16 protein-coding genes are annotated in these 14707 nt (G+C 71.5%); 7 read left to right on the plus strand and 9 right to left on the minus strand.

From position 1 onward, the window contains the following. The 3 genes from FV223_RS07595 to FV223_RS07605 form a co-directional block, all read left to right on the plus strand. A partial coding sequence (locus tag FV223_RS07595; RefSeq protein ID WP_147726236.1) for an iron ABC transporter substrate-binding protein occupies window positions 1–927 on the plus strand: 927 nt, incomplete at its 5' end. A 14-nt stretch (window positions 928–941) separates the two neighbouring features. Continuing rightward, a complete protein-coding gene (locus tag FV223_RS07600) occupies window positions 942–2015 on the plus strand; it encodes an iron ABC transporter permease (protein WP_147726237.1) in 1074 nt (357 codons plus the stop codon). Further along, window positions 2012–2785, plus strand: a complete 774-nt coding sequence (locus FV223_RS07605; protein WP_147726250.1) for an ABC transporter ATP-binding protein — start codon at window positions 2012–2014, stop codon at window positions 2783–2785. Before FV223_RS07600 ends, FV223_RS07605 begins: the two co-directional genes overlap by 4 nt. 83 nt (window positions 2786–2868) lie before the next feature. On the opposite strand, the gene FV223_RS07610 is transcribed toward FV223_RS07605, so the two are convergent. Together FV223_RS07610 and modA are read right to left on the minus strand one after the other, a co-directional pair. Then, complete coding sequence (locus FV223_RS07610) at window positions 2869–3078, minus strand: TOBE domain-containing protein (protein ID WP_147726238.1); 210 nt, start codon at window positions 3076–3078, stop codon at window positions 2869–2871. Window positions 3079–3106: 28 nt separating this feature from the next. Further along, window positions 3107–3913: a molybdate ABC transporter substrate-binding protein gene (modA, locus tag FV223_RS07615; protein WP_147726239.1), complete on the minus strand. Its 807-nt coding sequence runs from the start codon at window positions 3911–3913 to the stop codon at window positions 3107–3109. Window positions 3914–4063: 150 nt separating this feature from the next. Here modA and FV223_RS07620 point away from each other — a divergent pair, with 150 nt between their 5' ends. Continuing rightward, on the plus strand, window positions 4064–4495 hold the full coding sequence (locus FV223_RS07620; RefSeq protein WP_147726240.1) for a LysR family transcriptional regulator: 432 nt from the start codon (window positions 4064–4066) through the stop codon (window positions 4493–4495). Here the strand turns inward: FV223_RS07620 and FV223_RS07625 are convergent. Together FV223_RS07625 and eno are read right to left on the minus strand one after the other, a co-directional pair. Next, window positions 4421–4738, minus strand: a complete 318-nt coding sequence (locus tag FV223_RS07625; RefSeq protein ID WP_246689635.1) for a hypothetical protein — start codon at window positions 4736–4738, stop codon at window positions 4421–4423. The two genes, FV223_RS07620 and FV223_RS07625, sit on opposite strands and share 75 nt — an antisense overlap. 66 nt (window positions 4739–4804) lie before the next feature. Then, window positions 4805–6094, minus strand: coding sequence for a phosphopyruvate hydratase (gene eno, locus FV223_RS07630; protein ID WP_147726241.1), 1290 nt, complete (start codon window positions 6092–6094; stop codon window positions 4805–4807). Window positions 6095–6346: 252 nt separating this feature from the next. On the opposite strand from eno, the gene queF reads away from it, so the two are divergent. After that, window positions 6347–6796, plus strand: coding sequence for a preQ(1) synthase (gene queF, locus FV223_RS07635; RefSeq protein ID WP_147726242.1), 450 nt, complete (start codon window positions 6347–6349; stop codon window positions 6794–6796). 73 nt (window positions 6797–6869) lie between these two features. On the opposite strand, the gene FV223_RS07640 is transcribed toward queF, so the two are convergent. From FV223_RS07640 to FV223_RS07650, 3 genes are all read right to left on the minus strand, one after another. Beyond that, window positions 6870–7184 (minus strand): hypothetical protein, encoded by a 315-nt coding sequence (locus FV223_RS07640; protein WP_147726243.1) that lies wholly within the window; start codon window positions 7182–7184, stop codon window positions 6870–6872. A gap of 346 nt (window positions 7185–7530) precedes the next feature. After that, window positions 7531–8148, minus strand: coding sequence for a flavin reductase family protein (locus tag FV223_RS07645; protein WP_147726244.1), 618 nt, complete (start codon window positions 8146–8148; stop codon window positions 7531–7533). A gap of 11 nt (window positions 8149–8159) precedes the next feature. Beyond that, complete coding sequence (locus FV223_RS07650; RefSeq protein ID WP_147726245.1) at window positions 8160–8723, minus strand: nitroreductase; 564 nt, start codon at window positions 8721–8723, stop codon at window positions 8160–8162. Window positions 8724–8924: 201 nt separating this feature from the next. On the opposite strand from FV223_RS07650, the gene FV223_RS07655 reads away from it, so the two are divergent. Further along, window positions 8925–9842 (plus strand): hypothetical protein, encoded by a 918-nt coding sequence (locus tag FV223_RS07655; protein ID WP_147726246.1) that lies wholly within the window; start codon window positions 8925–8927, stop codon window positions 9840–9842. A 15-nt stretch (window positions 9843–9857) separates the two neighbouring features. Here the strand turns inward: FV223_RS07655 and thrS are convergent, their stop codons facing one another. After that, window positions 9858–11885, minus strand: a complete 2028-nt coding sequence (gene thrS / locus FV223_RS07660) for a threonine--tRNA ligase (protein ID WP_147726247.1) — start codon at window positions 11883–11885, stop codon at window positions 9858–9860. A 218-nt stretch (window positions 11886–12103) separates the two neighbouring features. Beyond that, a complete protein-coding gene (locus FV223_RS07665; protein WP_147726248.1) occupies window positions 12104–13693 on the minus strand; it encodes a catalase in 1590 nt (529 codons plus the stop codon). 160 nt (window positions 13694–13853) lie between these two features. On the opposite strand from FV223_RS07665, the gene FV223_RS07670 reads away from it, so the two are divergent. After that, window positions 13854–14707, plus strand: an 854-nt coding sequence (locus FV223_RS07670) for a LysR substrate-binding domain-containing protein (RefSeq protein ID WP_147726249.1), incomplete at its 3' end; no start/stop codon positions are given.

The raw sequence follows: 14707 nt of genomic DNA on the forward strand, positions 1-14707 counted from the left end.
GAGGTTCCGGAGCGGGCCGCCCGGGTCGTCGCCGCCGGCCCGCCCGCGTCCGTGCTGCTCTACACGCTCGCGCCCGAGCGGATGGCGGCCTGGGTCCGGTCGCCCTCCCCCGTGGAGCGGCCCTACCTCGCCCCGGCGACCTGGGGACTTCCGGCCAGCGGCCGCCTGACCGGGCGCGGCGGCACGGCCAACGTCGAGGCGGTGCTCGCCCTCAAGCCGGACCTCATCGTCGACGTCGGCTCGACGGGGCCGACCTACGCCTCGCTCGCCGACCGGGTCCAGGCCCAGACCGGCATCCCCTACATCCTGCTCGACGGCGCCTTCGCCAGGACCGCCGAGACCTACCGTCGGCTCGGCGCCGTCCTCGGACTGGATCAGGCTGCCGACGGGCTCGCTGCCTATGCCGACCGCACCGTGGCGGAGGTCGCCGCCCGCGTCGCGCAGATCCCGGAGGCGGAGCGTCCGCGCGTGTACTATGCCCGCGGCCCGCGCGGCCTGGAGACGGGTTTTTTCGGCTCGATCAACACCGAGATCCTCGAGGTGGTCGGCGCCCGGAACGTCGCCGTCGGCGGCAACGGCCTCGCCAACGTCTCGCCGGAGCAGGTCCTGGGCTGGAACCCGGACGTGATCGTCGCCCTCGATCCCGCCTTCCGGCCCGCCGACGATCCGCTCTGGCAAGGAGTGAAGGCGGTGCGCGAGGGGCGCGTCTACCGGACGCCGACGCTGCCCTTCGCCTGGTTCGACGCGCCGCCGGGCGTGAACCGCCTGATCGGCGTGCGCTGGCTCGCGCACCTGCTCTACCCGGCGCAGTTCCCCGAGCCCCTGCCGGCGATCGTCGCCGACTTCTACCAGCGGTTCTACCACGTCGCCCTCGCCCCCGAGGCGGTCGACGCGCTGCTCGCCGACGCGGTGCCGGCGCGCCGATGACGCGACGCCGGGCGATGACCCAGGGCACCGCGACGACCGACGCGCCCGCGGCGGCGCAGGCCGTCCCCGGCGCGGGACGGCGTGCCTCGGCGGCCGTGCGAGCCTGCCTCGCGCTGTGCGGCCTCGGCGCGCTCGTCCTCGTCGCCCTCGCCGCGGGGAAATTCCCGGTGCCGGTCGCCGAGGTGTTCGCGATCCTGGCCTCCAAGCTGTTCGGGACCGCGCCGGGCGAGGCGACCGCGCAGGTGGTGGTGCTTCAGGTCCGCCTGCCGCGGGTGGCCGCCGCGCTCGTCGTCGGCGCGGCTTTGTCGTCGGCCGGCGCGACCTACCAGGGCCTGTTCCGCAATCCCCTGGTCTCGCCCGACATCCTCGGGGTCTCGGCCGGCGCCGGTCTCGGGGCGGTGCTCGGCATCACCCTCGCGCTGCCGGTCCTCGCGATCCAGGGGCTGGCCTTCGCCGGCGGCTTGGGCGCCGTGGCGATCGTCTACGCGGTCGGCGCGCTGGTCGGCCGGCACGATCCGGTGCTGACGCTGGTGCTGGCCGGCGTCGCGGTCGGCGCCGTGCTCGGCTCAGGCATCTCGCTGCTCAAGGTGCTGGCAGACCCCTACAACCAGCTGCCCGCCATCACCTACTGGCTGCTCGGCAGCCTGTCCTCCGTCACCCTCAGCGACGTCCTGGCGATCCTGCCGGCGATCGGGCTCGGGCTCCTGCCCCTCGTCCTGCTGCGCTGGCGCATGAACCTGATGAGCCTCGGCGAGGAGGAGGCGCGGGCGCTCGGCATCGAGACCCGCTGGCTGCGCCCGCTCCTCGTCGCGGCGGCGACGCTCGTCACCGCGGCGGCGGTCTCGGTGACGGGGGTGATCGGCTGGATCGGCCTGGTCGTGCCGCACGTCGCGCGCGGCCTCGTCGGCCCGGATTTCCGCCGCCTGCTGCCGGCCTCCGCGCTGCTGGGCGCCGGCTATCTCGTGGCGGTGGATCTGGCCGCCCGCACCCTCGCGCCGATCGAGGTGCCGCTCGGCATCCTCACGGCGCTCGCCGGCGCGCCGTTCTTCCTCTGGCTGCTGGCCGCGGGCAAGCGGGGCTGGTCCTGATGCTGTCCGTCGAGGCGCTGGCCTTCGGATACGGCGCGCGCGAGGTCGGCGCCGGCGTCAGCTTCTCGCTCGGGGCCGGCGAGGTGCTGTGCCTGCTCGGGCCGAACGGCGGCGGCAAGACCACCCTGTTCAAGACCCTGCTCGGCCTGCTGCCGGCCCGCGCGGGCCGCGTCCGGCTCGACGGCGAGGACCTGTCGCGCTGGTCGCGCCGCAGGATCGCGCGCGCGATCGCCTACGTGCCGCAGGCGCATGCGGCGTTCTTCCCGTTCACCGTGCGCGCGGTGGTGCTGATGGGGCGCGCGGCCCGGCTCGCGCCCTTCGCCAGCCCCGGCCGCAAGGACCGCGAGGCGGCGGACGCGGCGCTCGAGAGGCTCGGGATCGCGCATCTTGGCGAGCGCATCTACACCGAGATCAGCGGCGGCGAGCGGCAGATGGTGCTGATCGCGAGGGCGCTCGCCGGCGAGCCGCGCATCCTGGTGATGGACGAGCCGACCGCGAGCCTCGATTTCGGCAACCAGACCCGCGTGCTCGAGCAGGTCCGTCGTCTCTCGGCCACTGGCATCGCCGTGGTGCTTTCGACGCACGACCCCGGCCACGCCTTCCTCTGCGCCGACCGCGTCGCGCTGCTGCACGGCGGCCGCCTCGTCGCGCTCGGAGACCCTGAGGCGACGATCACGCCCGAGAGCCTGCGCCGCGTCTACGGGGTGGAGGTGGCGGTGGTGCCCCTGCCGGGGCACGGGCGCTCGGTCTGCACGCCGATCCTGGCGTGATCCCGAGCCTCGGGGGGGCATCGCCCAAGGGGTCGTTCGCCCACGAGGCCGGCGGATGCCCCCGGCCCCATGATCGCAGCCGGTCAGTCGACGGCGACCATCACGTCGGAGGCCTTGACCACGGCGTAGGCCTCGCCGCCGACCGTGAGCTTGAGGCTGTCGACCGCCTCGTTGGTGATCGCCGCGGTGACGATCTGGCCGGCGGCGATCTCGATCTTGACGTGCGCGGTGGTCGCGCCCTTCTCGACGGCGACGACCTTGCCCTTGATGACGTTGCGTGCTGAGATCTTCATCGAACGGCCTCTGTGGATGAAAGAAAAGTCACTTGGTGCCGGGCTCGGCCGGGATCTCGGCGCCCTGCCCGGCCGGGATCACGGAGAAGCCTTGGGCTTCGAAGAACGGCCTGGCCGACGCGCTCTTCAGGAAGTCGAGGAAACGGGCCGCGCCGTCGCCCTTCACCACGGACGTGACGGCGAACGGGTACACCACCGGCGGATGGCTGCCCGCCGGAAACACGCCGACCACCTTCACGCCCGGATCGGACTTCGCGTCGCTCTCGTAGACCACGCCGAGGGGCGCCTCGCCGCGCGAGACCAGGGCGAGCGCCGCGCGCACGTTGTCGGCCTGCGCCAGCCGCGGCTGGATCGTCGCCCACAGCCCGAGCGTCTCGAAGGCCGCCTTGGCGTACTTGCCCACCGGCACCGAGCTGACCTCGCCGGTAGCGAGCCGCCCGTCCGCGCCGAGCGCCTTGGCGAAGCCCTCTACGGTGAACGGGACCTCGCTCTCCTTGGCGTCCTTCGGTGCGACGACGACGAGGCGGTTGTTGAGCAGGTTCACCCGGCTCTCGGCCCGGATGAGCGTCCTCTTGGCGAGGTAGTCCATCCATTCGAGATCGGCCGAGGCGAAGAGGTCGGCCGGCGCGCCCGCCTCGATCTGGCGGGCGAGCGCCGAGGAGGCGGCGTAGCTCGCCTTGACCGCGATCCCGGTCTGCGCCGTGAATGCCTTGCCGGCGTCGTCCAGGGCGTTCTTCAGGCTCGCGGCGCCGAACACCGTGACCGTCTCGGCGGCCTGCGCGGCGGTCCCGAGCAGCAGGGCGGCGACGAGGACGGCGCGCGTGATACCGATCAAGACGACCTCCGAAACGGCCGCCTCGCAGGGGTCGAGCCGGCCGCACCGCTATATCCCAGCAAGTATAGCGATGGCCAGGGCCGATCGCGGGGTCGATGCCGCTCGCCGTGCCGTCGCCGTCCGGGTTAGGATGCCGGACGAGGGGAACCGATGGCGACGCTGAGCATCCGCATCGATCTCGGGCCGGGCAACCGGCTCGGACCCGGTAAGGTGCAACTGCTGGAGATGATCGCCGCGCACGGTTCGATCTCGGCGGCGGGCCGGGCGCTCGGCATGTCCTACCGGCGGGCCTGGATGCTGGTCGAGGCGATCAATGCCGGGTTCCGGCAGCCGGTGGTCGAGGCGCAGATCGGCGGACGGAGCGGTGGCGGGGCGCGGCTGTCCGCCTTCGGCGCGGAGGTGGTGGCGCAGTACCGCGCGGTCGAGCGCCTGGCTGCGGAGGCCGCCGCCCCGTTGCTCGTGCGCCTCGAAGGCGCGGCGGCGGATCCATCCGGCGATCGGGGAGGATCAGGCGACCGACCGGAGGGCGGCGGCGATGGCGCCCCGCTCGGCGGCGAGATCGCCGGTGGCGACGGGGCGTGAGGCGCGGGCGTACCAGTAGGCCGCGTTGGCCGGGTCGCTCTCGAGACGGTGGAGATGGGCGTGGACCCAGGCGGCATCCGCACCCGCCGCGTCCTGGACGAGCGCGTGGGCGCGGTCCCAATGCGTCGGACCCTTCGCCGCCCACCACAGGGCGGCCAGCGCCGGAGGCAGGTCGTGCGGCTGGGCGTCGGCCGCAGGTTCAGGGTCGGGCTGGGCGGTGGGCGTCGCGTCCGGCTTCGTCATCGTCGGCTCCGGCCTGCGCTGGGCTGCAGGCCGGGATGACGCGGGTGCGGGTACGGAGGTTCCGCCTCAGGCGCGCGCGGATTGGCGCAGCGCGCCGCGCCCGGCGTAGCGCCCCTGCGCGCCGAGGCCCTCCTCGATTCGGATCAGCTGGTTGTACTTGGCCAGTCTGTCCGAGCGGGCGAGCGAGCCGGTCTTGATCTGCCCGCAATTGGTCGCGACCGCGAGATCGGCGATGGTCGCGTCCTCGGTCTCGCCGGAGCGGTGCGACATCACCGCGGTGTAGCCGGCTCGGTGAGCCATATCGACGGCGGCCAGCGTCTCGGTGAGCGAGCCGATCTGGTTGACCTTGATCAGGATCGCGTTCGCAGAGCCCTCTGCGATGCCGCGGGCGAGGCGTTCGACGTTGGTCACGAACAGGTCGTCGCCGACGAGCTGGCAGCGGTCGCCGATGCGCTGGTTGAGCAGGCGCCAGCCCTCCCAGTCGTCCTCGGCCATGCCGTCCTCGATCGACAGGATCGGGTAGGCGTCGACGAGCTTGGCCAGGTAGTCGACTTGGCTCTCGATCGAGCGGACGGTGCCCTCGCCCTCGTAGTGGTAGGCGCCGTCCTTGAACCAGTCGGTGACCGCGCAGTCGAGCGCGAGCACCATGTCGGTGCCCGGCTTGAAGCCCGCCGCCTGGATCGACTCCATGACGAAGTCGAGTCCGGCTTCCGCCGTCGGCAGGTTCGGGGCGAAGCCGCCCTCGTCGCCGACGTTGGTGTTGTGCCCGGCCTTCTTGAGCGCGCTCTTGAGGGTGTGGAACACCTCGGCGCCCATGCGCACCGCCTCGGCGATGGAGGTGGCCCCCACCGGCATGATCATGAATTCCTGGAAGTCGATCGGGTTGTCGGCATGCGCGCCGCCGTTGATGATGTTCATCATCGGCACCGGCAGGACCCGGCCCTGGACGCCGCCGACGTAGCGGTAGAGCGGCAGGCCGGAGGCTTCCGCGGCGGCCTTGGCCACGGCGAGCGACACGCCGAGGATGGCGTTGGCGCCGAGGCGGGCCTTGTTGGGGGTGCCGTCGAGCTCGATCATCGCCTCGTCGACCGCGACCTGGTCCTCGGCGTCCATGCCGCCGATCGCGTCGAGGATCTCGGTCTGGACCGCGTGCACGGCGTTGCGCACGCCCTTGCCGGCGTAGCGGCCCTTGTCGCCGTCGCGCAGCTCCACCGCTTCATGCGCGCCGGTGGAGGCGCCCGACGGCACGGCCGCGCGGCCGAAGGAACCGTCCTCCAGCAGCACGTCGACCTCGACGGTGGGGTTGCCGCGGCTGTCCAGAATTTCGCGGGCGGCGATGTTGGTGATCGCGGTCATGAAGGCTCCTCCCCAAGGGCGCACGCGATCGGCGGCGGGCCCGGATTCGGTCTCGTCGCTGCGGCTTATCCGTCAAGGCGCGGCCTCGGGCAAGGCGGTGCGCGATCGCGCGATGCGACCGGCAAAGTGAATGCAAAAGCCGCCGCCGCCCGTTCCGGTTTCGAGCCCCAGCGGCGATGCCGCGAGCGACGCGCGGCCGAACCATGCACGCGGGTCGGATGCAGCGGGGCGAGGCCTGCGGTAAGGAGGGCCATGACCGATGAATCCTTGCAGCTGGGGCAGCCGACGCCCCTCCCCGCCGGCCCGCACGAGGCCCGCCTCGACCGGGTGCCGAACCCGCACCCGGATACGGACTACCTTGCCCGCTTCACCGTCCCGGAATTCACCTCGCTCTGCCCGGTGACCGGCCAGCCCGACTTCGCGATCCTGGTGATCGACTACGTCCCGGATCGCTGGCTCGTGGAGTCGAAGTCGCTCAAGCTCTACCTCGGCGCATTCCGCAACCACGGCGCGTTCCACGAGGATTGCACGGTGGGCATCGCCAAGACGCTCGTCGACCTGCTCGGGCCGCGCTACCTGCGGATCGGCGGCTTCTGGTACCCGCGCGGCGGCATCCCGATCGACGTGTTCTGGCAGACCGGTGCGCCGCCCGCCTCCGTCTGGCTGCCCGATCCCGGCGTCCCGCCCTACCGCGCCCGCTGAGGGAACCCGTACGAACGAAGAGGGCGACCGGAATGCCCGGTCGCCCCAAATTCACGTGCTGGATGGCGAGCCCTTAGTAGGGCGAGCCGTAGTAGCCGCCGTAGGCCGGGGCGCCGTAGCCGCCGTACGCACCGTAGCCGCGGTTGTAGCCGTAGGCATCGCGTGCTGCGCCGGCGGCGATCGCACCGGCTGCGAGGCCGGCGATGCCGAGTCCGACAGCGGCGCCCGTGCCGATGCCGCGACCGCCGCGGTAGCCGTAACCCCGGCCGTAGCCGCCGCCGTAACCGTGGCCGTACCCGCCGCGGAAGCCGGGACGCGCATCGGCCGTGGTGGCGGAGAGGACACCAGCCGAGATGATCGCGGCGGTGACGAGAGCGAACTTGCGCATGATGATCCTTTCTCGATGATCCATCGAATTCACAAGCTCAACGCTGAAGCTGGGCGATCGTTCCGAAGGTTCCGTGGCGAAGCGGACCCCAGGGGGAGATTCGGTGCCGGCATTCGCGCCCGGCGAAGGTTAACGAAGCGCGCACAAGACCGGGGTTCGGGCCTGCGCTCCGCCTCAGGGCGCGTCGCCACCGCACGGGGATGCAGGGGCGCGTGCCGGCGATGAGGGTCTAAGCTTTCTTCGAGCGCGCACGGGTCTTTCGCGCACGACCCTGCGCGGGCGGAGATCCGTCGAAGGGCGCCGGGCTGCAGAGCCCGAGCGCGCGCCTGTTCCGCTTCCCGTCGCGTCAGCGCGCGGTGTAGTCGCCGGCGCCCTTGGGGCGCTGCATGGCGAACTTCGCGTCCGGCCCGATCTTGAAGTAGTCGAAGTAGCCGCCGCGCATGATCGGCTGCATCGCGGCCGTGTCGACGAGGCCGTCCTTCACGAAGCGGTCGTCGATGTAGATCGAGACCACCTGCCCGATCACCAGGAAGTTGGCGGCCTCGCCCCCTCCGAGCGGAACCAGCGGCACGGTCTGCAGCCACCGGCATTCGAGGGCGGCGGTGGCTTCCGCCACCCGGGGCGCGCGCACCTTGCGCGACGGGGCCGTGGTCAGCCCCGCGAAATCGAACTCGCTCTCGCCGCGCGGCAATGGGGCCGAGGAGGCGTTCATCGGCTCGCGCAGATCGTAGGTGGCGAGGTTGCAGACGAAATCGCCGCCCTCCTCCGCGAAGGTCAGCGCGTCCTTGCGGCCGGTGGAGGAGAACGCGACCATGTCGTCGCCGACCGCGTTGAAGAACGAGTACGGCGCGAGGTTGAGCTTCCCCTCCCGACTCATGGCACTGATCCACCCGATCGGCCGCGGCGCGACGATCGCCTTCAGCGGGTTGTGCGGCAGGGTGCGGTCGTCGGGGGCGTAATGCATGGGTGCGAGCCTTACAGGCGCGTGACGATCTCGGCGAGGTCCGGCCGCGGCCGGTCCGACGGGATCTCCTCGGGGGCACCGATATGGATGAAGCCCGCGAGCTTCTCGCGCGGGTCGAGGCCAAGGGCTTCGAGCACGCGGCGATCGTAGGCGTACCATTCGGTCAGCCAGGCGGTGGCGAAGCCCTGGGCGTTGGCCGCCACCACGAGGTTCATGCAGGCGGCGCCCGCTGACAGGACCTGCTCCCATTCCGGAATCTTCACGTGCGGCCCGGCCCGCGACACGACCGCGACGACGACCGGCGCGTGCGCGAGGCGCTTGGCCTCGAGGTCGAGCCGCGCGGCGTCGGCCTCCGGGTTGTCGGCGGCGTAGGTCTTCGCGATCACGGCCCCGATCCGCTCGCGCGCCGCGCCCGCGATCACGATGAAGCGCCACGGCGCGAGCTTGCCGTGGTCGGGCACCCGCGAGGCCAGCGTCAGGATCGTGTCGATCTGCTCCGGGCTCGGTCCCGGGTCCGTCATCCGCACGGGCGGCACCGAGCGGCGGGTGCGCAGCATGTCGAGGGTGGCGTTCATCGGGGCGTCTCGGCTGGCCGGTGCGGGGCGGTCCCGCGATCGCGTCGGGATTTCGCACGGGTGGGACCGGCTGGGAAGTCGGGCAGCTTGGCGCGGGAAGCGCGAGGACCCTCGGCGGCCTTGCGCTCGCCACGGTCCGGGATCACACGGGCGAGACGGTGACGTTCGGCCGGTTCGGCCTTTGGGGAGAAGGCTTGCGACATGCGCGGACGAAGGCTCGGGCCCGGATTGGCGCTGCTGGCTGCGGTCGCGCCGCTCGCAGCCGCGGCGCAGTCGCCGGACCCCTTCGGCAACCGCCTCGGCGGCGGCCTTCCCTCGCCCTCGATCACGACGCCGGACCTGCCCCCGAGCCAGCCCGAGGGCGAGGCGACCCTGTCGCTCTCCGCGCTGCTGTCGGGGATCGGCCAGCCGCTGCGGTCCGGCCTGGTCTGGCGGATCTACGAGGATCGCACCGACGGCGTCCGGCCCGCGATCGTCGCGCGCTCCACCGACCCGGCGCCGACGTTCAAGCTCGCGCCGGGCGCCTACGTCGCCTCCGTGACCTACGGCTTCGCCAGCGCGACGAAGAAGATCGCGATGTCCGGCCAGCCCGCGACCGACACCCTGCGGGTGGCCGCCGGCGCGCTCAAGCTGTCCGGCGCGATCGGCGACACCCGGATCGCTCCGGCGCAGCTCTCCTTCTCGGTCTTCGTGCCGATCGGCACCAACTCGGAGGGGCGGCTGGTGCGCAACGGCGTCAAGGCCGGCGAGCTGCTGCGCCTGCCCGAGGGCACCTACCACGTGGTCTCGACCTACGGGGAGTCGAACGCGATCCAGCGCGCCGACCTGAAGGTCGAGAACGGCAAGGTCACCGACGCCACCCTCAACCACCGGGCGGCCACGGTGACGCTGAAGCTCGTCACCAGCCCCGGCGCCGAGGCCTTCGCCGGCACGGCCTTCTCGGTGCTGACGCCCGGCGGCGACACCATCCGCGAGGCGATCGGCGCGTTCCCGCAGGTCACCCTGGCGGAGGGCGACTACGTGCTGATCGCCCGCCACGACGGGCAGGTCTACACCCGCGAGTTCAAGGTCGAGAGCGGGCTCGACCGCGACATCGAGGTCCTGGCCAAGGCGGGGTGAGCGGGCGCCGGCGCCTTAAGGCGTCGGGCTCTCGCCATGCTGCCCGTCGAGCACCGTGCCCGTGCTCGGCACGCTCTCGGCGACGGCCTCGGCCCGGCGCAGGTCGGGCGAGGTCGCCTCGGCGACGAAGCTCGCCACCGCCTCCGCGAGCGGCAGGGTCCGGGTCTGCTGGCTGCCCAGCCGCCGGATCGAGACCGTGCGCTCCTCGGCCTCGCGCCGGCCGAGCGCCAGGATCACCGGCACCTTGGCCAGCGAGTGCTCGCGGACCTTGTAGTTGATCTTCTCGTTGCGCAGGTCCGCCTCGACCCGCAGGCCGGCCCGCGTCAGCGCCCGGACGACCTCCGCCGCATAGGCGTCGGCTTCCCCGGTGATGGTCGCGACCACCACCTGGACGGGGGCGAGCCAGAGCGGAAAGTGGCCGGCGAAGTGCTCGATCAGGATTCCGGTGAACCGCTCCATCGAGCCGCAGATCGCCCGGTGCACCATCACCGGCGGCACCTTCTGGCTCTCGGCATCGACGTAGAACGCGCCGAACCGCTCCGGCAGGTTGAAGTCCACCTGCGTGGTGCCGCACTGCCAGTCGCGCCCGATCGCGTCGCGCAGCACGTACTCGAACTTCGGCCCGTAGAAGGCGCCCTCGCCCGGGTTCACCTCGGTGCGGATGCGCCCGCCCGACTGCGCCTCGATCTGCGCCAGCACGCGGGTCATCACCTCCTCGGCATGGTCCCACAGGGCGTCCGAGCCGACCCGCTTCTCGGGCCGGGTCGAGAGCTTCACCACGATCTGGTCGAAGCCGAAATCGGCGTAGGTCGAGAGGATCAGGTCGTTGATCGTGAGGCACTCGTCGGCGAGCTGGTCCTCGGTGCAGAAGATGTGCGCGTCGTCCTGCGTGAAGCCGCGCACGCGCATCAGCCCATGCATCGCGCCCGACGGCTCGTAGCGATGCACGACGCCGAATTCCGCCATGCGCAGAGGCAGGTCGCGGTAGCTCTTCAGACCGTGCTTGAAGATCTGAACGTGGCCCGGACAGTTCATCGGCTTCAAGGCGAACCAGCGCTTGTCCTCGGCCTCGTCGCCGGCGCTTTGAGCCGCGAACATGTTCTCGCGGTACCAGCCCCAGTGGCCGGAGGTCTCCCATAGGGCCTTGTCGAGGATCTGCGGCGCGTTGACCTCGGCGTAGTCGCCCTTCAGGCGGCGGCGCATGTAGGCGATCAGCTCCTGGAAGATCGTCCAGCCCTTGGCGTGCCAGAACACGACGCCCGGCCCCTCCTCCTGGAAGTGGAACAGGTCCATCTCCCGGCCGAGCCGGCGGTGGTCGCGGCGCTCGGCCTCCTCCAGGCGGTGGAGATAGGCGTCGAGCTCCTCCTTCGTGGCCCAGGCGGTGCCGTAGATGCGGGTCAGCATCGGGTTGCTCGAATCGCCCCGCCAGTAGGCGCCGGCGACCTTCATCAGCTTGAAGGCCGGCCCGACCTTGCCGGTCGAGGTCATGTGCGGGCCGCGGCACAGGTCGAACCAGTCGCCCTGGCGGTAGACCTTCAGGTCCTCGCCCGGCGGGATCGCGTCGACCAGCTCGACCTTGTAGGCCTCGCCCCGGTCGGCGAACACCTTGCGGATGTCGTCGCGCTTCCAGACCTCCTTGGTGAAGGCCGCATCGCGGGCCATGATCTCGCGCATCTTCGCCTCGATCGCCGGGAAGTCGTCCGGCGTGAACGGGGTTTCGCGCGCGAAGTCGTAGTAGAAGCCGTTCTCGATCACCGGGCCGATCGTCACCTGCGTGCCCGGCCACAGCGCCTGAACGGCCTCCGCCAGCACGTGAGCGCAGTCGTGGCGGATCAGCTCCAGCGCCCGCGGGTCGGTGCGGTCGAGGAACTCGATGCGGGCGTCGCGCTCGATCGTGTCGGACAGGTCGGCGACGACGCCGTCGAGCGCCATCGCGACGGTGCGCTTGGCCAGCGATTTCGCGATGCCTTCGACCACGCTCCGTCCGGTCACGGCCTCGTCGTAGGCGCGGGTGTTGCCGTCGGGGAATGTCAGGATGGGCATCGTCGCGGTGTCTCCGGGCTCACTCCTGCGTACGCGGCAGGTAAGCGCAAACGAGGGTCGGTCCCCGCGCGGGGCGCGGGAGCGGCCGTTTAGACCGTTTCCGGGCGGGAGGAAACGCCGCGCCGCGCGGCGGCGGGGCTGGCGCCAAAGAAAGAACCCCGCGCGGTCCTTCGACCGCGCGGGGCTGATGTCGTCGTCCGCGCGAAGCGCGAAGCGGGCTACTCGGCGGCGATCTGGTGGGCCTGCGAGCCGTCCGTGTAGGTCTCGGGCGTCAGGCGCTTGCCCGGCGCGGCGCGCCCCGGCAGCGGCGGCAGCGCCAGCGCCTTGGCGAGGTCGATCCCGGCCCCTTCCGCGACCCGGCGGCCGTAATCGGCGTCGGCATGCGAGAAGTGCCAGACCATCCGCAGCTGGATCGCCTCGGGGCACTGCTTCATGTCGCCGACGAGGTTGGCGATCAGGTCGTCGCGCTCCCAATCCTGGAACGAGCGGTAGCGCACGCCGGCCTGGGTGTAGTCGTCCTCGGTGCGCGAGGTCTGGTAGCGGCCGAGGTTGCCCTGCACCGGCTGGTGGTAGTCCTTCGCGGGCTTCGGCGCCTCGCGCAGGCCCTCCGCCAGCGTCGAGGGCTCGTAGTTGATGTGCTTGTTCGGGCCGGTCCCGTCGACGCCGTAGGTCATCTGCCCATCGCGCTGGTTCGAGTAGACCTTCACGCCCGGCTGCGGCGCGTTGATCGGCAGCTGCAGGTAGTTGGCGCCGACGCGGTAGCGCTGCGTGTCCGAGTAGGACAGCGTCCGGCCCTGGAGCATCTTGTCGTCCGAGAAGTCGATGCCGTCCACGAGCACGCCCGTGCCGAAGGCCGACTGCTCGACCTCGGCGAAGAAGTTGTCCGGCACGCGGTCGAGCACCATGCGGCCGACGGGCAGCAGCGGGAAGTCCTCGACCGGCCACAGCTTGGTGTCGTCGAGGGGATCGAACGACAGGTGGTCGTTCGGGCCGTCCGGCATGATCTGCACGCAGAACTCCCACTCGGGGAAGTTGCCGGCCTTGATGTTGTCGTAGAGGTCACGCGTGGCGTGGCCGACGTCCTTGCCCTGGATCTCGGCCGCCTGGGCCGAGGTCAGGTTGCGGATGCCCTGCTTGGGCTCCCAGTGGAACTTGCAGAGCACCGCCTCGCCCTGGTCGTTGACCAGCTTGTAGGTGTTGACGCCCGAGCCTTCCATCTCGCGATAGTTGGCGGGGATGCCCCACGGCGACTTCAGGTGCGTCACCATGTGGATCGCTTCGGGGTGCTGCGCCACGAAGTCGAAGAAGCGCCACGCCTCCTGGCGGTTCGTCACCGGGTCCGGCTTGAACGCGTGGATCATGTCGGGGAACTTGATCGCGTCGCGGATGAAGAAGACCTTGAGGTTGTTGCCCACCAGGTCCCAGTTGCCGTCGACGGTCTTGAACTTGACCGCGAAGCCGCGGGGGTCGCGCTCGGTCTCCGGGCTCTCCTTGGCGCCGGCCACGGTGGAGAAGCGCACGAACATCGGCGTCTTCACGCCGGTCTCGTTGAGGACGCGGGCGCGGGTGTACTTGGACGCCGGCTCGTTGCCGATCTTGCCGTAGGCCTCGAAGTAGCCGTGGGCGCCGGCGCCGCGGGCATGCACGACGCGCTCGGGGATGCGCTCGCGGTCGAAATGCGTGATCTTCTCGATGAACTGGTAGTTCTCGAGCGTCGCGGGACCCCGCTCGCCCACCGTGCGCGTGCTCTGGTTGTCGCGGACCGGGTGGCCCTGGCGGGTCGTCAGGATCGGGCGTTGATCGCTCATGCGAAGAATCTCTCCGTGGTGGTGACGAGGCTCGAGGATCGGCGCCTGCGCCCGCGAACGAGGGGACGCCGTTTCCTGGAATCGTTCCGGGCTCCCCTTATGCGCCACTCCGAACCCATTGGCCAATGCATCGTCGCAAAGGGTATGATAGACAAAAACTATGAACCTCGCCGGCCTGTCGCTCCGCGACCTCGAATACGTGGTCGCCATCGCCGACGAGGGGCATTTCGGCCGGGCGGCCGAACGCTGCAACGTCAGCCAGCCGACGCTCAGCGTCCAGGTGCGCAAGCTCGAGGGCGCGCTCGGGCTCGTGCTGTTCGAGCGCTCCAACCGGCGCGTGCTGATGACGGCGCCGGGCCAGATCATCGTGCGTCAGGCTCGCGCGGTGCTGGCCGAGGCGCAGCGCCTGCTCGCGCTGGCCAGCGAGGGCCGCGGCGCACCGCTCACCGGTAGGCTCGTGCTCGCGGCGATCCAGACGCTCGGGCCGTACTTCTTCCCCCTGGTGCTGCGGACGATGCGCCAGGAATTCCCGATGCTGGCGCTGGCCCTCAGCGAGGGCCGCACCGCCGACATCCTCGCCTCCCTGCGCGACGGGCGGGTCGACGCCGCCCTGGTGTCGCTGCCCCTGCCCGCCTCGGGGCTCACCGTCTCGCCGCTCTTCGTCGAGCCGTTCCGCCTCGCCTGCCCGGCCGACCATGCGCTCGCGCAGGGCGGGGCCCTGCGCGCCGCCGACATCGCCGGGCCGGACCTGCTGCTTCTCGACGAGGGCAACTGCCTGCGCGACCAGGCGATCGCCGCCTGCGGGGCGGGCAGCGCCGCCGGGCGCCATGCCACCAGCCTGGAGACCCTGCGCTCGATGGTGGCGGCCGGGGCCGGCTACACCCTGCTTCCCGCCCTCGCCGTCCCGTCCGGCCCCGATCCGAGCGGGCTCACCGTGATCCGCGGCTTCGACACCGACGGGCCGGGCCGGACCATCGCGCTGGCCTGGCGGGCGAGCGACCCGCGGGCGCCGGG

Origin of the sequence: Methylobacterium sp. WL116 (assembly GCF_008039455.1) — a bacterium.
Classification (GTDB): Bacteria; Pseudomonadota; Alphaproteobacteria; order Rhizobiales; family Beijerinckiaceae; genus Methylobacterium.